This is a genomic window from Streptomyces sp. NPDC057136 (assembly GCF_042670885.1).
Classification (GTDB): domain Bacteria; phylum Actinomycetota; class Actinomycetes; order Streptomycetales; family Streptomycetaceae; genus Streptomyces.
On the sequence record NZ_JBHUUV010000009.1, the window covers coordinates 1 to 21763 of the forward strand.

Annotated in this window: 14 protein-coding genes and 1 riboswitch; of the genes, 7 read left to right on the forward strand and 7 right to left on the reverse strand. The window is 71.9% G+C overall.

The window, feature by feature from the left end:
* Positions 1 to 435: 435 nt before the first annotated feature.
* The gene (locus tag ACFT7S_RS13660; RefSeq protein ID WP_382730876.1) at positions 436 to 990 is read right to left on the reverse strand and encodes a MarR family winged helix-turn-helix transcriptional regulator; all 555 of its coding nucleotides are present in this window, start codon (positions 988 to 990) and stop codon (positions 436 to 438) included.
* Between the two features lie 152 nt (positions 991 to 1142).
* On the opposite strand from ACFT7S_RS13660, the gene ACFT7S_RS13665 reads away from it, so the two are divergent.
* Positions 1143 to 2441, forward strand: a complete 1299-nt coding sequence (locus tag ACFT7S_RS13665; protein ID WP_382731343.1) for an MFS transporter — start codon at positions 1143 to 1145, stop codon at positions 2439 to 2441.
* Here the strand turns inward: ACFT7S_RS13665 and ACFT7S_RS13670 are convergent.
* On the reverse strand, positions 2435 to 4096 hold the full coding sequence (locus ACFT7S_RS13670) for a SpoIIE family protein phosphatase (RefSeq protein WP_382730878.1): 1662 nt from the start codon (positions 4094 to 4096) through the stop codon (positions 2435 to 2437). The two genes, ACFT7S_RS13665 and ACFT7S_RS13670, sit on opposite strands and share 7 nt — an antisense overlap.
* Positions 4097 to 4528: 432 nt before the next feature.
* Positions 4529 to 5944 (reverse strand): NAD(P)/FAD-dependent oxidoreductase, encoded by a 1416-nt coding sequence (locus tag ACFT7S_RS13675; protein WP_382730880.1) that lies wholly within the window; start codon positions 5942 to 5944, stop codon positions 4529 to 4531.
* A 382-nt stretch (positions 5945 to 6326) separates the two neighbouring features.
* On the opposite strand from ACFT7S_RS13675, the gene ACFT7S_RS13680 reads away from it, so the two are divergent.
* Positions 6327 to 7163 carry a TetR/AcrR family transcriptional regulator gene (locus ACFT7S_RS13680; RefSeq protein ID WP_382730883.1) on the forward strand — a complete coding sequence of 279 codons (837 nt, stop codon included), beginning with the start codon at positions 6327 to 6329 and terminating at the stop codon, positions 7161 to 7163.
* A 227-nt stretch (positions 7164 to 7390) separates the two neighbouring features.
* Complete coding sequence (locus tag ACFT7S_RS13685) at positions 7391 to 9340, forward strand: sigma-70 family RNA polymerase sigma factor (RefSeq protein ID WP_382730885.1); 1950 nt, start codon at positions 7391 to 7393, stop codon at positions 9338 to 9340.
* A 19-nt stretch (positions 9341 to 9359) separates the two neighbouring features.
* On the opposite strand, the gene ACFT7S_RS13690 is transcribed toward ACFT7S_RS13685, so the two are convergent.
* On the reverse strand, positions 9360 to 11468 hold the full coding sequence (locus tag ACFT7S_RS13690) for an asparagine synthase-related protein (RefSeq protein WP_382730888.1): 2109 nt from the start codon (positions 11466 to 11468) through the stop codon (positions 9360 to 9362).
* A gap of 955 nt (positions 11469 to 12423) precedes the next feature.
* On the opposite strand from ACFT7S_RS13690, the gene ACFT7S_RS13695 reads away from it, so the two are divergent.
* The 4 genes from ACFT7S_RS13695 (at position 12424) to ACFT7S_RS13710 (ending at position 17804) form a co-directional block, all read left to right on the forward strand.
* Positions 12424 to 13938: a sporulation protein gene (locus ACFT7S_RS13695; RefSeq protein ID WP_382730890.1), complete on the forward strand. Its 1515-nt coding sequence runs from the start codon at positions 12424 to 12426 to the stop codon at positions 13936 to 13938.
* A gap of 182 nt (positions 13939 to 14120) precedes the next feature.
* Positions 14121 to 15377: an L-2-hydroxyglutarate oxidase gene (gene lhgO / locus ACFT7S_RS13700; protein WP_382730893.1), complete on the forward strand. Its 1257-nt coding sequence runs from the start codon at positions 14121 to 14123 to the stop codon at positions 15375 to 15377.
* Positions 15370 to 16191, forward strand: coding sequence for a tRNA (guanosine(46)-N7)-methyltransferase TrmB (trmB, locus tag ACFT7S_RS13705; RefSeq protein WP_382730895.1), 822 nt, complete (start codon positions 15370 to 15372; stop codon positions 16189 to 16191). The genes lhgO and trmB overlap by 8 nt, the downstream gene beginning before the upstream one ends.
* Positions 16192 to 16304: 113 nt before the next feature.
* Positions 16305 to 17804 carry a PrsW family intramembrane metalloprotease gene (locus ACFT7S_RS13710; RefSeq protein ID WP_382730897.1) on the forward strand — a complete coding sequence of 500 codons (1500 nt, stop codon included), beginning with the start codon at positions 16305 to 16307 and terminating at the stop codon, positions 17802 to 17804.
* 5 nt (positions 17805 to 17809) lie between these two features.
* On the opposite strand, the gene ACFT7S_RS13715 is transcribed toward ACFT7S_RS13710, so the two are convergent.
* The 3 genes from ACFT7S_RS13715 to ACFT7S_RS13725 all read right to left on the reverse strand — a co-directional run bounded on the left by ACFT7S_RS13715 (position 17810) and on the right by ACFT7S_RS13725 (position 21580).
* On the reverse strand, positions 17810 to 18754 hold the full coding sequence (locus ACFT7S_RS13715; RefSeq protein ID WP_382730899.1) for an aldo/keto reductase: 945 nt from the start codon (positions 18752 to 18754) through the stop codon (positions 17810 to 17812).
* A 163-nt stretch (positions 18755 to 18917) separates the two neighbouring features.
* On the reverse strand, positions 18918 to 19961 hold the full coding sequence (locus ACFT7S_RS13720; RefSeq protein WP_382730902.1) for a M23 family metallopeptidase: 1044 nt from the start codon (positions 19959 to 19961) through the stop codon (positions 18918 to 18920).
* A gap of 11 nt (positions 19962 to 19972) precedes the next feature.
* Positions 19973 to 20126, reverse strand: a riboswitch (cyclic di-AMP (ydaO/yuaA leader).
* 284 nt (positions 20127 to 20410) lie between these two features.
* Complete coding sequence (locus ACFT7S_RS13725; protein ID WP_382730904.1) at positions 20411 to 21580, reverse strand: PP2C family protein-serine/threonine phosphatase; 1170 nt, start codon at positions 21578 to 21580, stop codon at positions 20411 to 20413.
* Positions 21581 to 21763 lie beyond the last annotated feature (183 nt).

The window sequence follows — 21763 nt, forward strand, 5'->3', positions numbered from 1 at the left end:
CTTCGGTCCCGTTTCACCGGGGCCCTCCGGGCGCTTCCCTTCGTTCTTGCGTTTCCGACTCTATCAGACTCTTTCGTGTCCGATTCCCGGTCGAAGCGGGTTTCGCCTTTAAGTTCTTCGCTTTCGCGTTTCCCTTTCCGGCGAGTCCGACTCTATCAGATCCTTTCGGGCCTGACTCCCAGTCAGCGGGCTTTGTCTTTCCGGCTGTTGGGCCGTTCCGACGTCTCAAACTCTAGCGGATTCTCCCGGCGACTCATAATCGAGTCTTTCGAAATGAATTCCGGCATGCCGAAATTCTCCCCGGTGGGAGATCGTGCTGAGTTTGGTTGCCGCGTTCGCGGCGGGATCGGTTGTCGCAGAACCGTTCCGGCCCCATGACAACTCGACGAACCTTACGGATCGGGGAGGGGCGTGTCAACCCCTCCCCAGGGCGCTTCAGTCCAGGTCGGTGAGACGGCCGCCGGCGTCCGGCTGGGCGTGCTCCACGCGGCGCAGCAGGCGGATCAGCATGTCGCCCAGGCCACCGCGTTCGTCGTCGGAAAGGTCCTGGACCAGGTCTTCCTCGAAGGCGGTTGCCATGCGCATCGCCTCCAGCCACTTCGTACGACCTTCATCGGTCAGTTCGACGATGACGCGTACCCGGTTGTTCTCGTCCCTGTCGCGGGTGACCAGTCCCTCGCCCGCCATGCGGTCGATGCGGTGGGTCATCGCGGCCGGGGTGAGGCCGAGGCGCTTGGCGAGTTCGCCGGGGCCCAGTCGGTACGGGGTGCCGGCCAGGACCAGGGTCTTGAGGACCTCCCATTCGGCGTTGCTGATGCCGAGGGCGGCGAGCTGCCTTCCGTACGCGACGTTCATACGGCGGTTGAGGCGGCCGAGGGCCGAGACGACCTGCTCGACCTGGGGGTCGAGATCGCGGAATTCGCGCTGATAGGCGGCGATCTGCTCGTCGAGGCTCGGCTCCTGCGGGCCGGGCTCGGTGGTGTCAGACATGGCGGGAAGTATGGCACGCCCTCCCTCACCATCGAAGTCCTTCAAGGTCAATTGTTAACTGTCTAACTTTAGTGTTAAAGTCTTCGAGTCTTTGTAGTTCGATGTCGTCCGACGTCTTCGAGATCTTGAGGTAGGTGAGCGTGACCAGGGAGATGGGTGCAGCGCTGCGGCGAATCCAGGTGGGGAGCGCGCTGAGCGCGTTCGGACTCGGGTTCACCGTTCCGTATCTGTACGTCTACGTGGCGCAGGTACGGGATCTTGGTGCCGGCACGGCGGGTGTCGTACTGGCTGTCTTCGCCATGGCAGCTCTGGCCGTCCTGCCGTTCACCGGGCGGGCCATCGACCGGCGCGGTCCGATGCCCGTGCTGATCGTCGCCGCCGCCGTCGCCGCTGTGGGCGCTGCCGCGCTCGGGGTGTCCAGCAATGTGACGACCGCCGTGCTGTCGGCCGCCGTGCTCGGCGCGGGTACCGCGGTCATGCAGCCGGCGCTCGCCACGATGCTGGTGTGGTGCTCCAGCACCTCCACCCGTACCCGTGCCTTCGCCATGCAGTTCTTCCTGCAGAACCTGGGTCTCGGGATCGGTGGGCTCTTCGGCGGGCTGATCGTCGACACCAACGATCCGGCGAGCTTCACCCTGCTGTTCCTGATCGAGGCGGCGATGTTCGTCGTGCTCGGCGTCGTGGCGGGGACCGTACGCATGCCGCGCACCCCCTCCATCGCCGACGCCAGGCCCACCGACGGCACGGCCCCCAAGGCCGGGCTGCGGGTGCTGCTCTCGCACCGAGCCATGGTGCAGCTGTGTGTGCTGGGCTTCGTGCTGTTCTTCGCCTGCTACGGACAGTTCGAGTCCGGGCTCGCGGCGTACGGCACCGAGGCTGCCGGGATCGAGCCCTCGACCCTCGGTATCGCGCTGGCCGCCAATACGGCCGTCATCGTCGTCGCTCAGTTCGTCGTACTGCGGCTGGTGGAGCGGCGTCGGCGCAGCCGGGTCATCGCCTGGGTCGGTGTGATCTGGGCGTTCGCCTGGATCGTGGCCGGGTACGCGGGTCTCGGGGACGGCAGCCAGACCATGGCGACGGCCGCGATGATCTCGACGTACGCACTGTTCGGACTCGGTGAGTCGATGCTGTCGCCGACCGTGGCTCCGCTGGTCGCCGATCTGGCGCCGGAGTCGATGGTCGGGCAGTACAACTCGGCGTTCGCGCTGTGCAAGCAGCTGGCGCTGGCGGTCGGGCCGGCCGTGGGCGGGCCCATGGGGGCGACGCTGCACGGGCCGTACATCGTGACGTTCGTGCTGTTCTCGCTGGGCATCACCGTGCTGGCACTGCGGCTGGGCCGCCGGCTCACCCCCGTACAGGACCAGCCTTCGCTCGCGGTCGTGCCGTCGCGGGTGGTGGCCGTGTCACTGCCGGGGACCGAGCCGGCCCCGGCGCCCGCCGCCGCTCACTGAGGCAGCGCGAACTCGCACCACACCGCCTTGCCGCCCCCGGGTGTGCGGCGGCTCCCCCAGGACGAGGCGATCGTCGCGACGATGGAGATGCCGCGTCCCGCCTCGTCCGCCGGTTCGGCGCGGCGGCGGCGCGGCAGGTGGTCGTCGCCGTCCGTCACCTCGATGATCAGGCGGCGGTCCGTGCGGCGCAGGCCGAGACGCATGGGCGGGGTGCCGTGCTGGAGGGAGTTCGCGACGAGCTCGCTCGCCGCCAGGACGCCCAGGTCGCACAGCTCGACGGGGAAGCGCCAGGACGTGAGCACTCCGGTGGCGAAGGCGCGGGCGCGCGGGGCGGCCTCGATGCCACCGAGCAGATCGAGCGAGGCGTTGTGGAACAGCTCCGCGTTCGACCCCGTACGCGCCGGGTGCTGGACGACCAGCACGGCCACGTCGTCATCGTGTTCGGCGGTCACGCCGAGGGAGCGGATGAGGCGGTCGCAGACCACCTGGGGTGATCCCTTGGCCCCGGAGAGGGCGCGCTCCAGCGCCGCCACCCCTTCGTCGATGTCCTCGCTGCGCCGCTCGACCAGGCCGTCCGTATAGAGGACGGCGGTGGAGCCCGGGGGCAGGGCGATCGTGCCGGAGGTGTGAATCCAGCCGCCGGTGCCGAGCGGCGGGCCGGTCGGGTCCTCGGCGCGGTGGATGACTCCGTCCTCGTCGCACACGAGGATCGGGAGGTGGCCGGCGGAGGAGTAGACCAGCCGGCCCTCGTTCGGATCGTGGACCGCGTAGACGCAGGTGGCGATCTGGCTGGCGTCGATCTCGGAGGCGAGACCGTCGAGGAGCTGCAGAACCTCGTGGGGCGGCAGATCGAGACGGGCGTAGGCGCGGACCGCGGTGCGCAGCTGGCCCATGACCGCCGCGGCGCGCACACCGCGTCCCATCACGTCCCCGATGACGAGGGCCGTGCGGCCCGCGCCGAGCGTGATGACGTCGTACCAGTCGCCGCCGACCGCGGCGTCCGTGCCGCCCGGCTGGTACGTGGCGGCGATCCGCAGGTCGTCGGGCTGCTCCAGCTCCTGCGGGAGCAGGGAGCGCTGGAGGGTGACGGCCGTTTCGCGGTGGCGGCGCTCGCTGGTGCGGAGCCGTTCGGCCGCGTCGGCGTGGCCGGTGACGTCGGTGGCGTACACGAGCACGCCTCCCTCGCTCTCCTTGTCGGAGGCGGCCACGGGGGTGCAGGTCACGGTGTACGAGCTGCCGCCGAGGACCTTGCGGGACTTGACCGTGCGGGGTGTGCCGCTGCGCAGCACCTGGTCCAGGAGCGGCAGCAGGCTCAGCTCGACGAGCTCGGGCATGGCGTCGGCCGCCGGGGTGCCGGTGGGGCGGGGGCCGAACGCGGTCTCGTACGCCTCGTTCACGTAGGTGATGCGGTGGTCGGGGCCCTGGAGGAGGGCGACCGGGGCGGGGAGCTGACCGAGGATCTCGCGGGCCGAGAGGGCCTCCAGGCCGCGCCCCGGTCCGGGCGCGGACGTTTCCGCGTCGCCGTCCGGCAGGACGGTCACGGTCTCCGGCCTGGCGCACTCGGCGCGGGCGGCGGGGACGGAACTGCGGTCGTCCCGCGCGGCGGCTCGTCGCTGCGTGCCGGGAAGGCGGGCGCTCCAACGCGTGAAGTTCACGGAATTTCTGGCCTCGTGTGTCGGTCTGGTCCGCTCGGGCGGGCTGCTTCTTCTGCCGGCCCTTCGACCGGTCCTTCTGCCGTTCTTCTTCCGGCTCCACGCCCGGTTCCACGCCCGGTGCTGTGCCCGGTTCTGCTGCCGGGCGGGGCGCCGGGGGCGAACCCCCGAGAAGGCGCGGCCGGGCCCCGTCGTGCTGGTGGGGCGCCGCTGCTGGTCACTGTTGGTCACTGCCGACGGGGTCACTCTGTGCACGTGTGGGCCCACCTATGGTCACACGTCCAGTGTGACGGTCCGTACTGACAGTGGTCGTTCAGCCGTCGGTCGGCCGTGGGTCGGCCATGGGTCCGGGGGCTGAACGAAAGCCGTCGGAACGGCGCTCGGGTCCCGGGCCGGTGGCCGGCTCGGGTCCCGGTTCCCGTCCTGGTCGCGGGCTCAGTCGTCCGTCTTCGGCGGGTCGCCGTCCTTCGGGGGCGCCGCCGGTCTTCCGGGGCTTCCGTTGCGGCCGGGGCGGCTTCCGTTGCTTCCCTGGCCGCCCGCCGCGAGGGCGAATTCGGCGCGCGGGTGTTCCAGCGAGCCGAGCGAGACGATCTCTCGCTTGAAGAGTCCGGCCAGGGTCCATTCGGCAAGGACGCGCGCCTTCCGGTTGAACGTGGGAACCCGGCTGAGGTGGTACATACGGTGCATCAGCCAGGCCGGGTAGCCCTTGACCTTGCGACCGTAGACGTGCGCGACGCCTTTGTGGAGACCGAGCGAGGCGACGGAGCCCGCGTAGGCGTGCCGGTACTCCTTGAGCGGCCGGCCGTCGAGCGTCGCGAGGATGTTCTCCGCGAGGACCGTGGCCTGGCGCACCGCGTGCTGGGCGTTGGGGGCGGTTTCCCGCCCCGGTTCGGAAGCGGTCAGGTCGGGAACGGCCGCGGCGTCGCCCGCAGCCCACGCGTGCGGGGCACCGTCGACGGCGAGCGTGGCCGTGCAGCGGAGCCGTCCGCGTTCGGTGAGGGGCAGGTCGGTCGCGGCGAGGAGCGGTGCGGGTTTGACGCCGGCCGTCCACACGAGCGTGCGGGTCGGGAAGCGGGAGCCGTCGCTGAGTACGGCGACCCGGTCCTCGCACGAGTCCAGGCGGGTGTCGAGGCGTACGTCGATATTGCGGCCGCGCAGCTCGCGGATTGCGTACTTGCCCATCGCGTCACCGACCTCGGGCAGGATGCGGCCGGACGCCTCGACGAGAATCCATTTCAGGTCCGTGGCCTTGATGTTGTGGTAGTACCGCGAGGTGTACCGGGCCATGTCCTCGAGTTCGGCGAGTGCCTCGACGCCCGCGTAGCCGCCGCCCACGAAGACGAAGGTGAGGGCGGCGTCGCGGATGGCGGGGTCGCGGGTGGCGGAGGCGATGTCCATCTGCTCGATGACGTGGTTGCGCAGACCGATGGCCTCCTCGACGGTCTTGAAGCCGATGCCGAAGTCGGCGAGGCCGGGGATCGGGAGGGTGCGCGACACGGAGCCCGGTGCCATGACGATTTCGTCGTACGCGATCTCGAGTGCGCCGGTGCCGTCCTCGCCCGATGCGAGGGTGGTGACAGTGGCGGTGCGCTTGGCGTGGTCGATCCGCTCGGCCTCACCGATGACGATCGTGCAGTGGTTCAGGACCCGGCGGAGCGGCACGACGACATGGCGGGGCGAGATCGAGCCCGCGGCCGCTTCCGGGAGGAACGGCTGATACGTCATATAGGGCTCGGGAGTGATCACCACAATCTCGGCATCGCCGCTCTTCAGTCTCTCCTTCAACTTCCGCTGGAGACGCAGCGCTGTGTACATCCCGACGTAGCCGCCACCGACTACGAGAATGCGCACACCTGGCCGGGTGCCGGGGGTCGTTCCCCGGGAATCTGGAGCCATCACCATCCCATGACGCAACGGAGTCAGGTGTTTGTCCACAGGCCCGGCACATTGTGTGACTGGAGGTCAGGGGCGGGCCGGTGGCACCTGCGAGCCGCAGGATGCGGCACCTGTGCAGGTCAGACGTTGCGGGAGGGGTGGTGGGCGGGGGTGGAATCAGTGACCAACCGGTCCTTGCTCCGATCGGGGGGCGCTCCGTACGGAACTACCCCCTTCTGAATTGACCCGGGCTCAACTATGTTCGTATCTCGTCGAGGTGTCGGGTACGGACAATGATCCGCTCCTCGGCGGATACGGCGGGAAGTCTCCGGGGGGAGACGTCATAACCGGGGGAAACATGCACATTCAGGATTCGCATTGGCAGGCTGCTGTCTCGTCCTCTTCCGAGGGCCATGGGCGGCTGAGCGCAGTGGGAGCGGTCGGTACCGCGGGGACGGCTGTGACCGGCGCCCGTCAAGCACCGCTCCGCGTGGACGCACAGCGCAATCTGGAACACGTTCTGCGGGCCGCACGTGAGGTGTTCGGCGAGCTGGGTTACGGGGCTCCGATGGAAGACGTGGCGCGTCGCGCCAGGGTCGGAGTCGGCACGGTCTACCGGCGGTTCCCCAGCAAGGACGTGCTGGTACGGCGGATAGCCGAGGAGGAGACCTCCCGGCTGACCGAGCAGGCGCGGGCCGCGCTCGGGCAGGAGGAGGAGCCGTGGTCGGCGCTCTCCCGTTTCCTGCGGACGTCCGTGGCATCGGGTGCGGGCCGGCTGCTGCCGCCGCAGGTGCTGCGCGTGGGCGTCGAGGCGGACGAGACGACCACGTCAGTACGGGAGCCGGGCACGGATTCCGTGGCCGACCCGGCGCCGGGCGAGAGCCATGGAGCGACGCGGGTTCCGCAGCAGCGGCAGGGAGCGGGTCAGCCCGACCTCCGTGTGGTCTCGCAACGCTCCGCCGCCGATGAGGCCCTCGACGAGGACACGGGCGCGGGCGAGCTGCTGGAGGTCGTGGGCAGGCTCGTCGACCGGGCGCGGGAATCGGGCGAGCTTCGCGGTGATGTGACGGTGGCCGATGTGCTGCTGGTCATCGCCACGGCGGCGCCCGCGCTGCCCGACGCGGCTCAGCAGGCCGCGGCGTCGGCACGGCTGCTCGACATCCTGCTGGAGGGACTCCGGTCCCGGACCGTGTGATGTGCCCGGTGTCCGTCCCCCGGCGGACGGACACCGGTTCGGCCGTGGCCGTCAACTGTGTGCCTCGCGGGGAAGGTTGGATCGTCCCCGGACGAGTGATCCCTCATGCCCGCGCGCGGGGAATTCACCTCGGATGAGTGGTTGCCGGGGCCAGCAGTCCGTGGCGATTGCGCTCTGTGGCACTCTTGCCCGGTTCAGGTCCGAAGGCGCATACGGGGGCTTCCGCGATGAGCGGTGACGGGCGACAGGAAGTACCACTCGACGGGATCGCTGCCTCGGGTGGGAACACGGAGACCGGCGGACAGGTGCCGAGTCAGGCCGGACCGGGCCGCTCGGCCGGCGACGCCGAGGGTGGCACCCTCCTGCCCGGCCCCTGGCCGGCGCCCGTCGGCGGCTCTCCGGCGGTTCCGCCGCAGCGCGAGGGCGGCAGCGCCACCGCGGACGACGTGGTGTCCGACGCCCAGCTGATCCAGGCCATGCGGGCCGGTGACGACCAGGCGTACGACGAACTGTTCCGGCGGCACTCGGGTGCGGTGCGCCGCTACGCGCGCAGCTGCTGCCGCGACGCGCACACCGCCGACGACCTGACGGCCGAGGTGTTCGCGCGCACGCTCCAGGCGGTGCGCGGCGGCAAGGGGCCGGAGGAAGCCGTCCGGGCCTACCTCATGACCGCCGTACGGCATGTCGGCGCCGTCTGGACGAAGAGCACCAAGCGGGAACACCTGGTCGACGACTTCGCGGTCTTCGCCGCGCAGTCGTCGCGTACCTCCGAGCTCTCGGACGACGACACCCTGGAACTGGGCGCCGATGTGCTGGCGATGCACGAGGCCGAGCAGTCGATGGCCGTGCAGGCGTTCCGCAGCCTGCCCGAGCGCTGGCAGGCGGTGCTCTGGCACACCACGGTGGAGGAGGAGTCGCCGAGCGAGATCGCCCCGCTGTTCGGACTGACCGCCAACGCCACGGCCGTACTGGCCAGTCGGGCCCGCGAAGGACTCAAGCAGGCGTATCTGCAGGCACATGTGAGCCAGGCGCTGACGACGGGCGGCGACTGCGCCCAGTACGCGGACCGGCTCGGCTCGTACGCCCGGGGCGGGCTCCGTATGCGGGCCGAGCGCGGGCTCCGCAAGCACCTGGACGAGTGCGCGAAGTGCCGGATCGCCGTGGGCGAGCTGACGCACGTCAATACCGGGATTCCGGCCCTGCTGCCCGTCGCGGTCATCGGTTGGTTCGCCGCCGGTTACTCGCTCGAGGCCGCAGGGATCGTCGCGGGAGGCGTGGCCGGTGCGGCCGGTGCCGGCGCCGCCGTGGCGGCCACGGGCGGTGGCTCTTCCGGGGCCTCGGCCGGTGGGGCGGCGGCTTCCGAGGGCCTCGGTGCGCCGGCGAAGGCCGGGATCGCCGCGGCGGTGGCCGTGGCCGCCGCCGCCGGGCTGGTGTGGGCCCTGGTCGGTGACGACCAGCCGAAGCCGGAGCCGAAGCCGGTGGCCAAGCCCCCGGTGGTGGCTCCCGTCGTCCCCACTCCCGAACCGCCGCCGAAGCCGCGGCCTCCGGCCCCGCCGGCCCCTGCTGCGGCACTCGAGCCGAAGCCCACGCCGAAGCCGACCCCCAGCCCGACTCCGCCTTCGAGCCCGAGCCCGAGCCCCGAGCCGCCCCCGAAGCCCACGCCGCCACCGCCACCGCCGCCGTCCCCCAAGCCCACTCCGAAGCCGCCCGCCCCGCCTCCCGCGCCGGCTCCGGAGGTGTACCAGGTCAGCGAGATGCAGTACTCCGCGTTCGGCGACCACACCGAGCCGGAGGTGGTGATCGGCCGGAGCAGCTGGGTCTGGCAGCGTTCGGGCCTCTCGATCGGCACCAGGCAGTACGCGCACGGGGTGACCGTCCACGCGAAATCCTCGGTCCTCATCCAGCTGAACCGCCAGTGCACCCGTTACGAGGCGATGGTCGGCGTCGACGATCTGACGATGGGCCTCGGTGCGCTGCGCTTCTCCGTGTTCAACGGTGACGGGGCGCGGCTGTGGCAGTCCCCGGTGATGCGCGGCAACGATCGGGCCGTTCCCGTGAGCATCGGAATCGCCGGGCAGGAGCGGATTCGTCTCGTCGTCGAGGCGGCGGAGGCGGCGAGGCCGTTCGACGCGGTGGCCCTGGCCGACTGGGCGGAGTCACGGATCAGCTGCGGGTAGGACCGGGTGCCGGCCCCCGCTACGACTGAAGCGTTCGCCTGGCCGGGACCACGCCGCCCGCCACCGCGCGCTGGCGCGGGGCCGCCGTGCCCGTCCAGCAGGTGCCCCGGCGGGCGAGCAGCCGCCTGAGCCAGAGCTCCGTGGACGCCAGCTCGGCCAGCCCGTCCAGCGGAAGCGGCTCGCCCTCGGACGCCGCCCGCAGGGCCTTGCGTACGACGCGTGCCTCGACCAGGCCCGCGTCGGCCAGGAGCGGGGCGTCGAACAGGGCGAGCAGCTCGGGGAGCGCGGTGCGCAGTCCGACGCGGGTGGCCGCCGTCGAGGTGGCGTGGGACGGGGCGCCCCAGCCCGGCGGCAGATCCTGGATGCCCGCGCCCGCCAGGACTCTGCGCAGGATCGCGGCGCGCGCCCCCGGTTGGACCCGGAGCGATTCGGGAAGGGCGCGGGCGGCCCGTACGACCTGGTTGTCCAGGAACGGGGCGTGGAGGCGCTGGCTGCGGATCTCGGCCGCCTGTTCCAGGATGCGGTGATCGTTGGCGTGCCGGGCGAGTGCGGCGCGGGCGCGGGCCTCTCCCGGGCGCTGCACGGAGGTCGGCCGGACCGCCGCCTGCTGGAGGCGAACCGATACTTCAGCGAGCGCCTCCCCCGTCAGCCAGCGGGCCGCGGGTCCCGGCCGCGACCAGGCGAGGGCGGACAGCGACGCGTCGGCGGGGGTGTCGAGGTCGGGGGCGTACCTGTTGGCGTCAGGCAGCCGGTCGGCCGCCGCTTCGAGCCCGGTGCGATACGACGTACGGGCGAGCTTGCGTGCCGCCCGGTAGACGGACAGCGGTACGAACAGGGAGTGCGCCGAGGGCCCTTCGGCCTTGGCGAGTGCGGCGACCGGTCGCAGCAGGTGGCGCCGGCGCCGGTCCATCAGGAGATCGGCCAGGCGGGCCGGATGGGCGTCGAGGACCTGGCGGGCGCCGTGCCCGACGAAGTGGTCGGCGCTGCCCGCGGCGAGGCGGCGGCGGTGGCGTGCCGAGACGACGAGGGACGGGCCGGGCTCGTCGGTGAGCGGACCGTCCAACTCGGCGTAGGGCAGGGCCTCCTCGCCCGCTGCGACGACCACGTGGTGCAGCCGCGGGTTGGCGGCGATGACGCGGGCCCGTTCCAGCTCGTCCTCGTGGTCGCGTGCGGTGAGGTCGTTGAAGGTGACGGCGAGCAGCCGCTCCCCCGCTCCCGTGCCGTGACCGAGGAGGGTACCGGGCAGTCCGGGCAGCCCGGCGGCCAGCAGCGCGAGCGTGCCGGAGGCGCTGCCTCCGGACAGGTCGGCGCCGATGCCGGGCACGGGCGCCCCGCGGGCCGCGCGGCGCTCCGCCGGTCCCATACCGGGTACCGGCCCGGGGTCGACCGGCAGCGCTTCCGGGGCGTGGCGCGGCGCCATGAGCCGGGCGCGTACGGCTTCGACCAGCGCGTCCCGTACGCCCTCCACCGCTCGTACCGGGTCGGCCTGGGGTGCCGCCACGGCGAGGGAGGCCACCGCCTCGTACCCGGTGATCTCGCGGGAGCCCTCGCGCAGGATGAGCGCGTGGCCGGGCGGGATGCGCTTCACGCCCACGTACGGAGTGCCGTTGCCCAGTGCCTCCGGGGTGTCGGGGCAGGCGAGCAGCGCGGCCAGATGACCGATGTCGAGCTGGGCCTCGATGAGGTCGGCGAGCGGGAGGGCGGCGGTGGCGTACGCCGTGCCGTTGGCCCAGGGCGTGTGGAACACGGGGCGGGCCCCGGCCAGATCCCCGGCGACGGTGATCCGGCGGCCGATCTGGACGACGGCCGTGTAGCTGCCGGGCCAGGCGGTGAGGTGGCGCAGCGCTCCGCCGCGTGCGGCGAGCAGGCCGACGCGCAGTTGTTCGTCGGTGGCCCCGCAGCAGCCGAGGACGGCGATCCGGGCGGTGGGGGCGCCCGGGGGCGTCGCGACGGTGACCACACGGATCTCGTCGGACCGCCAGTCCCCGACGGCCCACAGCGGATCGGGGTCTCCCCACAGGAGTTGGGAGCCCACGGGGTGAACCGTGCGCCCCTCGCCGCCCGCGTCGACCGCGCCGACGGTGCCGAAACTCGCGGCGATACTGCTCCACCCCACCAACCAACGCATCGCCGCCTCCACAGGCTGTGGACAAACCGGCGCACCTGAAGAGGAACGCCTGCTGCGGGACATGCTGCCACGACAACGGCCCACCGGAGGGGGTACGGGCAGCGCACGCCGGAACTGCATGCGCCCCTGGCAAAGGCCGGACAGCCCCTCCTCGGAGACTCCACCAACGGAACGCCGCCCTCCGGGCGTTGGGGCACACGGGCGCCGGATGGAGCCGCGATGAACCCCTGCGACAGGCAGTCGGAATCCGGCCAGCGCCGGCCCGCCCGCATCGCCCCAGCTCGATAGGCGTCATTCAGCCAATCTCGGAGGGCCGAGCCACGGCGTGTGCCCGATTCGCGACGCACCGCGACGACCGGCCGGGCGCGCGGGACGGGCGGCGGGCGCCCCCGCTCACCGCATGCCCCGGCCCCGGTCCGGTCCGCAAGAACGCACGGTCCGGGAGGTGTGCTTCACCTCCCGGACCGGTCCACCGCCCGCGGGGAATGGGGCGGCGGTATCCCCCAGCCCACTGAGTCCAGTGCAGCGGGCGACCCACGCAGCACCCATCGAAGCGCTTGCACCCTGGCCGCACGAGAGCGCACGGGCAGGCGCACGGCCACACACCAGGAGCATGTCCGCTGCGGCCCGGTCCGCCACCGCGACCTCCCCCGGACACCCGTTGCGACGGCTTTGCGCGCCCCCGGCCCACACCCCGGCCGCGATCCCGGGGCACACACCCCACCAACACCGGCGGACAACATTCCCGCCATACGGACGTCTGCCCCTTAACGGTAGGGATGCGGCGAACTACGCTGTGTTTACTGACGTTCTCGGCAGGGAGGCATATTCCTCGGGGCTCGGCCAAATGCGTGTGCGGCCGGAGTGCCGGGGTTCGTCCCTGGGGAGGACACGGTACGAATGCCGCGCGCCTCACCGGTGACGCGGCGGCCGTCTGTGTGTCGAGGGGTGGCGCATGTCCAGGGAGCAACGCGGGCCGAACGAGAAGCTCGGCACGGTTCTCGCCCTCGCGGGAATCAGTAACGCCGGGCTCGCCCGGCGGGTCAACGACCTCGGAGCACAGCGCGGTCTGACACTTCGGTACGACAAGACCTCGGTGGCCCGGTGGGTCGCCAAGGGCATGGTGCCCCAGGGCGCCGCGCCCCATCTCATCGCTGCGGCGATCGGCGCCAAACTCGGCCGTCCGGTCCCGCTCCACGAGATCGGGCTCGCGGACGCCGACCCGGCGCCCGAGGTCGGCCTGGCGTTCCCCAGGGACGTGGCCGAGGCGGTGCGGTCGGCGACCGATCTGTACCGGCTGGATCTCGCCGGGCGGCGGGGTGGCGGCGGGATCTGGCAGTCCCTGGCCGGTTCGTTCTCCGTCAGCGCGTACGCGACACCCGCATCCCGCTGGCTGATAACGCCCGCCGACTCGTCGGTGGCGCGGGACTCCACGGCCGCGGAAGCGGCGATCCTCGGGGCGCCCGGAGCGCAGGGCGCGCTCGGAGCGCACGGAGCGCACGCCGGTGTGCCGGTGCAGCCCGGACCGGACTCGGTGTCCGACGCCTCGCCGCTGCGGGTCGGCCACAGCGATGTGTCCAAGCTCCGTGAGGCGGCACAGGACGCACGCCGCTGGGACTCCAAGTACGGCGGCGGGGACTGGCGTTCCTCAATGGTCCCGGAGTGCTTACGGGTCGACGCGGCACCTCTGCTCCTCGGTTCGTACAGCGACGAGGTGGGCCGCGCGCTGTTCGGCGCGTCGGCCGAACTGACCAGGCTCGCCGGGTGGATGGCGTTCGACACCGGCCAGCAGGAGGCCGCGCAGCGCTATTACATCCAGGCGCTGCGCCTGGCACGGGCCGCCGCCGACGTCCCGCTCGGCGGCTATGTACTGGCCTCGATGTCCCTCCAGGCCACCTATCGCGGCTTCGCCGACGAGGGCGTGGACCTCGCGCAGGCCGCCGTCGAGCGCAACCGCGGCCTCGCCACCGCCCGCACCATGAGTTTCTTCCGGCTCGTGGAGGCGCGCGCCCATGCGAAGGCGGGCGACGCACCGGCCGCGGGGGCCGCGCTCAAGGCCGCCGAGAGCTGGCTGGAACGCTCACGGACCGGCGACGCCGACCCGTCGTGGCTGGGCTTCTACTCGTACGACAGATTCGCGGCCGACGCCGCCGAGTGCTACCGCGATCTGAAGGCGCCCCGGCAGGTGCGGCGCTTCACCGAACAGGCACTGTCCAAACCCACCGAGGAGTTCGTCCGCTCGCACGGTCTGCGCCTCGTCGTGTCGGCGGTCGCCGAGCTGGAGTCGGGCAACCTCGACGCGGCGTGCGCGGCGGGGACGCGTGCGGTGGAGGTGGCGGGGCGGATCTCCTCGGCGCGCACCACGGAGTACGTACGGGATCTGCTGCACCGGCTCGAACCGTACGGGGACGAGCCGCGGGTCGCGGAGCTGCGGGAGCGGGCCCGACCGCTGCTGGTGGCCCCGGCGTAGACCGCCGGGCGGCCGGCGTAGGCCACCGGGCGGCTGACGCTGTCCGCAAGGCGCCGGTACGCCCCGGTACGCCCACCTCGCCCGGCACCGGCACCCTGACAGATGTGCGCCACGCCCTGCCCGCCCCTGGTTTGAGCCCGTTGTCAGTGGGTCAGTGCACTATCGGGGTGGGAGGTGGCGTGATGATGACGCACGCGGCGTACGACTGCGAGGTGCTGGTGATCGGCGGCGGGATCGTCGGTCTGTCGACGGCGTATGCGATCACGCGTACCGCTCCGGGCACCCGGGTCACGGTCCTGGAGAAGGAGTGGGGGCCGGCCCGCCACCAGACGGGGCGCAACAGCGGAGTGATCCACAGCGGCATCTACTACCGCCCGGGTTCCCTCAAGGCCCGCTTCGCGGTGCAGGGCGCCGCCGAGCTGGTCGACTTCTGCACGGAGCACGGCATCGCCCACGCGGTGACCGGCAAGCTGATCGTCGCGACCGAGCGGTCCGAGCTCCCCCGGCTGCACGGCCTGGTACAGCGCGGCCGTGAGCACGGCCTGCCGGTCCAGGAGCTGGGACCGGCGCAGATCGCGGAGTACGAACCGCATGTACGCGGGCTCGCGGCGATCCGGGTCGGCACGACGGGCGTGTGCGACTTCGGCTCCGTCGCGGCCCGCTTCGCCACGGAGGTGAGCGCGGCGGGCGGGCAGATCCGGTACGGGGCCGAGGTCACCGCGATCGACCGCCGCCCCTGGGGCGTGGCGGTGCGGACGGCGGACGGCCAGGTCGTCCGGGCCAGGGTCCTCGTCAACTGCGCGGGTCTGCACAGCGACCGGATCGCCCGGCTCGCGGGCGACGACCCGGGAGTGCGGATCGTCCCCTTCCGCGGGGAGTACTACGAGCTCGCCAGGGAACGGCTGGTGCGCGGCCTGGTCTACCCGGTGCCCGACCCCGCCTTCCCCTTCCTCGGGGTGCATCTGACCCGGGGCTTCGACGGCTCCGTACACATCGGGCCGAACGCCGTGCCCGCACTGGCCCGCGAGGGATACAGCTGGCCTGTCGTGCACCCGCGCGAGCTCGCGGCCACGCTGACCTGGCCCGGGTCCTGGCACATCGCCCGGCGCCACTGGCGGTACGGGGCGGGCGAGCTGCACCGGTCGCTCTCGAAGCGTGCGTTCACCCAGGCCGTCCGGCGGCTGCTGCCCGAGGTGACGGAGGACGATCTGCGCCCCTCCACCGCGGGCGTCAGGGCCCAGGCGGTGCTGCGGGACGGCACGCTGGTCGACGACTTCCTGATCCGTGAGGCACCACACACCGTGCATGTGCTGAACGCGCCCTCGCCCGCCGCCACGGCCTCGCTGCCCATCGGGAGGGAGGTGGCACGGCGGGCCCTGCTGCGGGCTCGTGCCACGGGGTGGAAGCCACCCGCCGTAGAATCGGGGCATTGTGTCTGAGTCCCTGAACCTCACCCCCGAGACGCCCGGCGCCACGGACGACGCGGCTGCCCTGCGTGCCGCCTCCTTCGAGCGGATGCGCCGGCTGCGCCAGGAGCCCCGCTTCCCCGGCGGGCCCGCCGCCGACCCCGCCGGCTCGCACCACGAGCGCCGGATCCGCAGCTTCCAGCCGCGCCGCAGCCGGGTCACCGCCGGTCAGGAGGATGCTCTCCAGCGGCTGTGGCCGAAGTGGGGCCTGGACATCGACGGGCTGCGTGTCCTCGATCTGCCCGAGCTGTTCGACGGACTGCCGGTGATCCTGGAGATCGGCTTCGGGATGGGTGAGGCCACCGCGCAGATGGCGGCCGACGACCCGGGCACCGGGATTCTCGCGGTCGACGTGCACACCCCCGGCCAGGGCAATCTGCTGAGCCTCGCGGACCGGACAGGTCTGAGCAACGTCCGCGTCGCCAACGGGGACGCGATCATCCTGCTGCGCGAGATGCTCGCGCCGGAGGCGCTCGACGGCCTCCGGGTGTACTTCCCGGACCCCTGGCCCAAGAGCCGCCACCACAAGCGGCGGCTGATCCAGCCGGAGTTCCTCGACCTGGTGGCCCAGCGGATGAAGCCGGGCGCCGTGATCCACTGCGCGACCGACTGGGAGCCGTACGCGGAGCAGATGCTTGAGGTGCTCACCGCGCACCCCCGCTTCGCGAACACCCAGGCGGACGGCGGGTACGCGCCACGGCCCGCGTTCCGGCCCCTGACCCGGTTCGAGGGCCAGGGCCTGGACAAGGGGCACGTCGTGCACGACCTGCTCTTCGCCCGCGTCTGAGCGCGACGGCCGGTGCCCGCGTGCCGGCCTTTCGGCCGCCGCACACAACCGGTCTCGGCCACGCGCCCCTCGCGCCATGGTCAGGTGTCAGTCCCCCTCGTTAGGGTCATCGGGTGTCCGAGTGGTCCACGCAGCACCAGCAGCCGCAGCCGGCCGTCCCGGTTCTCGAGGAGCAACGGCTCGGCGAGATCCTGGGCGCCGTACCGGAGCGCGGCCAGTGGCGTTACCGCCCGCGCCGCGTCGGCATGGTGTGGCGCAGCAAGGCGTTCCGTGCCGGAGCGGTGATCTCCGTACTGGCGCTCTGCGGGCTGCTCATCCTGTCCCTGGTCCGCGAGCAGACCGGCACGGAGGGCTTCCTCGTCGGGCTCGGGCTCGCCGTACTGCCCGTGCCGCTGCTGATGGCGGCGTTCCGCTGGCTGGACCGGGTCGAGCCGGGCCCCTGGCGGAGTCTGCTGTTCTCCTTCGCCTGGGGTGCGTGCGCCGCCGCGCTGGTCGCGATCACCGCGAACACGTTCGCGGCCCGCTGGATAGCCACGGCGACCGCGGACCCGTCGAGCGCCGACACCCTCGGTGCCACGGTGATAGCGCCGGTCGTCGAGGAGAGCGCGAAGGCCGCCGCGGTCCTGCTGATCTTCCTCTTCCGGAGACGGGAGTTCAGCGGCATCGTCGACGGGATCGTGGTCGCCGGTTTCACCGCGACCGGCTTCGCGTTCACCGAGAACATCCTCTATCTGGGCAACGCCTTCGGCGAGGACCAGCAGTTGGGCAGCGCGGGCCTGGGTTCGGTGACGGCCGGGACGTTCTTCGTGCGTGTGGTGATGTCGCCGTTCGCGCATCCCCTGTTCACCGTGCTCACCGGCATCGGCTTCGGGATCGCCGCGCTCAGCGCGCGGCGCCACCGCGCCCGCCGGATCGCGGTCCCGCTGCTGGGACTCGCCCTCGCCATGGGCATGCACGCACTGTGGAACGGCTCGTCGACCTTCGGCCGGTACGGATTCTTCGCGGTGTACGGGGCGTTCATGGTCCCGGCGTTCGCCCTGGTGACCTGGCTGGCGATCTGGTCGCGCCAGCGCGAGCTGCGCACCCTCGCCGCCGAGCTGCCGGCGTATGCGGCGGCCGGCTGGCTGTCTCCCGCCGAGCCGTCGGCGCTCTCCTCGATGCGGGCCCGCGGAATGGCCCGCGATGTGGCCCGGCACTGGAACAGCGGCGCGGGCCGGGCGGGCGGCAGGGCCGCGGCCCGCTCGGTGGCCGAGTACGAGTCGTTCGCGACGTCGCTGGCCGTGCTGCGGCGAAGGGCCCGCCGCGGTGCGGTGGGCCCGGACTTCGCCGTACGGGAGCAGGAGCTGCTGCACCACCTCTGGGAGCGCAGGGAGGTCGCGGGCCCGGCCCTGACGTACGCGGCGGGCCGGCTCGGATCGCGCCCGTCGGCACCGCTCCCGGCCCCGCACCAGTGGTACGGCGGCTACAACCCGTACCTGAACCGGGCAGCCCCGCCCGCCGGATTCCCGTACCAACAGCCGCCGTACCAGCAGCGTGCGTACCAACAGCCGCCGTACCACTCACACCCGCACCACCCACACCCGTACGACTCACCTCGCCGTCAGGTGCGTTGAGTGCGTCAGGCGGAGGCTTCCGTCAGCGCCGCCTGCTCCTGCTCGGTCAGCTGAAGGCCGGCGACCGCGACCAGCGCGGGCACCTGCTCGACCGTACGGGCCGACGCGATCGGTGCCACCACGGTGGGACGGGAGGCCAGCCAGGCCAGGGCGACGGTCGCGATCTCCGCTCCGCGCTCCGTCGCGATGCTGTCGAGCGCGGCGAGAACCTTCTGCCCGCGCTCCGACTCCAGGTGCTGGCCCGCCTTGTCGGCCCGCGGACTGTCGACCGTGGCGCCCGCGCGGTACTTGCCGGTGAGGAAACCAGAGGCCAGTGCGAAGTACGGGACGGCGGCGAGGCCGGCGGCGGCGGCCGTGTCCTGGAGCCCGCCCTCGTAGGTGTCGCGTGAGACGAGGTTGTAGTGCGGCTGCAGTGCGACGTAACGGGCCAGGCCCTCACGCTCGGAGAAGTCCAGCGAGGCCCGCAGCCGCTCGGGGCTGATGTTGGAAGCGGCGATCTCGCGCACCTTGCCGTCCTTCACCAGCTGGTCGAGGGCGGTGATGATCTCCTCGACGGGGACGGTCTCGTCGTCGAAGTGCGTGTAGTAGAGGTCGATGTGGTCGGTGCCGAGCCGGCGCAGCGATTCCTCGGCCGCGCCCTTGATGGTGGTGGCGGAGAGCCCCCTGTACGAGGGGTGGGCGCCGACCTTCGTGGCGACGACGATCTCGGAGCGGTTGCCGCGCGAGGCGAGCCACTTGCCGACGACGGTCTCCGATTCGCCGCCCTCGTTGCCCGGCACCCAGGCCGAGTACGAGTCGGCGGTGTCTATGAAGTTGCCGCCCGCCGCGGCATAGGCGTCCAGCACGGCGAAGGACTGTGTCTCGTCGGCCGTCCAGCCGAAAACGTTGCCACCAAGGGCGAGGGGGAAGACCTGAAGGCCGGAGGAGCCGAGCGTACGGAGAGAAGTCATGGGTGGTTCAACCCCGTCACCGAACCGCGCTATTCCGTTTCCCGGCGCGAAAGCGCCCCAAAAAACGGCAAACCGGCAGCCCTGACGTCGGGGGGTGTGCGTCAGGGCTGCCGGGGTTCAGGTGCGTCCGGGGAACGGGACGCGGTGTCTCAACTGCCGGGTCTCAGACCGGGAGGCCCTTGCTGCGCAACCAGCTCATCGGGTCGATGCCCGAGCCGCCCGGGGTGTGGACCTCCAGGTGGAGGTGGGCCCCGCTCGCATTGCCGGTCGCGCCGACGCGGCCGATGACGTCGCCGGTGTTGACCTTCTGGCCCGCGGTGACGTTCATCGAGGACTGGTGGCTGTACGTGACCTCGGTACCGTCGTCGAGCTCGATGACGGTGTGGTAGCCGTACGAAGTGTGCCAGCCGGCCGATGTGACGGTCCCGCCGTGCACGGCCTTGATCGGTGTGCCCGCCCCCGCCGCGAAGTCGAGGCCGGTGTGGTAGCCGGAGGACCACATGGGGCCGGACTGACCGAAGGTCGAGGTGATCGTGTACGAGGAGACCGGCAGGGTGAAGCTGGCGGCCAGCTTGGCGAGCCGCTCGGCCTCCGCCTTGCGCGCGGCTGCCTCTTCGGCCGCCTTCTTCTCGGCGGCGACCTTGGCCTCGGCCACGTCCTGCTGGGCCCTGGCCTCGGCGGCGGCCTTCTCGGCTGCCGCCTTCTCCTCGGCGGCCCTGGCCTCGGCGTCGGCGCTGGCCTGCTGCTGCTCGGCCTGCTGGAGGATGCGGGTGCGCAGCGCCTCTCCGGCGTCCGTCGTGCCCTGCTCGGCCTCCGCGGTGGTGATGCCGGCGGTGGTGAGCGGGGACGACGCGGCCACCGTGGCGGTGTCCTTCGCGTCGGAGTCGTCGGACATCAAAGAGCCGACGCCGGGAAGGGACTTGGCGTCGGGCAGATTGTCCGCGATGGAATCGGGAAGAGAGATGGAGACCGGCGGCTTGCCCTGAGCGGTGGCCATGCCACCCGCACCGACTGCCGCGATGACGCCGACCCCGAGGACGGTGGAGCTACGAGCGAGACCGCGCTGCTTGGCTACGCGATGCCTGCCGCGAACGGGCCGGATGGACTCCTCGGTGGGATTCCATTCCTCCCAGGTCCTGTCCTGGGCACCGAGAGTATCGGTGCCGAAGGGTGACGGGGCCTCGGGGGCAGGCTTGTTGGACGCCACGTGGGCGCACTCCTTTCCTTCCTTCTCGCCTACCGGGTTAGCTGACGGGTTCGGAGCAGGAAGGTCTCCTACGGGCCGCTCTGCCTCTCGCGAGACACAGGTGGCCCGATTCACCCCATGTAGGTGGTTCCCCGGTTTCCTTGCGGAATTCGGCGCTCGCGCACGGTGCCGCCTCTTACGACGACTGGGACGACCGCGCTGCGTTATCGAACGTTAATAGACGGACGGGTCCGATTCCAAGCTGTTCCGAGTGATCATTCGCGACTTCGGCCTGGACTTACCGGGATACAACCGGGTGCAATCGGGCGAGTTGAACACCCCTCGTCCGCCATCCGATTTCTGACGTTGCGTCAAATGTTATGCGGAGGGGCACCCTTCGGTTACGGACGGTGGCCCCGCTCCGCAGCACCGGTCGCGCGGCGCCCGCCGACGGCCCGTCACCGACTGGCTCATTCCGCTCCCCCGGGGGTTCCCCGGCCCACGATCTTCACGGTCCGCCGCCGCTCGGGCTGCCCCTCCGCCGGCCGGCCGACCGCGAGCAGCGCCATGTCGTCCGTGGACAGACCGCCCGTATGCAGGCGTACGTCGTCGGTGAGCGCGGACAGCAGCTCCTCGGGCCCGGGGAAGATCCGCCCCCGCAACCGGGCAGCCGGATCGTAGAAGGCCCCGGCCGCGTCGCGTGCCTCGGAGAGGCCGTCGGTGAACATCAGCAGCGTCGTCCCCGCGGGCAGCGGCCACTCCTCCGACCGGTCCGGCCACACACCCAGATCCATCCCGAGCGGCAGCGCGGGCGAGGACGACACGAGCACGTCCAGCCTTCCGTCGGCGTGCAGCAGGATCGGTTCGGGGTGCCCCCGGTTGACGAGCCGCACCAGACCGACCCCGGGCGGGATCTCGGCGAGTGCGGCGGTGATGAACCCTTCCATGGCATCGAGCCCGCCGCGCCGCGTCCGCTCCCGCGCCAGCGCCCGCTCCAGGCGCTGCGCCACGCCCTCCAGAGAGCGCTCCTGCTCGGCGGCCTCCCGGAACGCCCCGATGACCACCGCCACCGCCCCGACCGCGTCAAGACCCTTGCCCCGTACGTCCCCGACCACCAGCCGTACCCCGTACGGAGTGTCCACGACGGCGAACAGGTCACCGCCGACGAACTCGTCCGCCTGAGCCGCCTCGTACCGTGCCGCGACCTGGAGCCCGCCGATCCGGTCGGCCGGCGTCGGCAGCACCGCCCGCATGGCGGTCTCCGCGATGACCCGGGCCGATGCCAGCTGCTCGTTGCCCCGCCGGACGACACCGTTGATGAAGAGGGCGAGCAGCCCGGCGGTGACCACGGTGACCAGCTCGATGACCGGCTCGACCTGACTGAGCGTGCGGCTGTACAGGTCCAGTACCGCCATGACGAGGGCGGCGGCGATTCCCGTCCGGAGCGTGCCGGCCCGCGAGAAGAACGGTGCGGCGATCAGGGGAGCGGCCACGAAGAGGGGCACGGGGGTGAAGGTGGGCGGGGTCGCGAGGTCGAAGAGCATCCCGCCCGCGATCATCAGCGCGGGCAGCATGCGGACGAACCGACGAGCACGGACTCCCCCGGGAGCCCCGCGCCGCCCTGTGTCCCGCTTCCCCACCTGAGTTCTCCTGCCCGGGTCCGCCTACGGTTGCGGACGGTACCGCGCCCCACCCAGGCTGACCGGAGCCGCGCCGCGCGGCGACTCCTCGTCGGCCAAAGGGGGGAGCGCGGAGGTACTACGCACGCCCCGGTCACACGCTGTCGGCCTGCCGGACCCAGGAAACGACTCGGGCCCGGCACG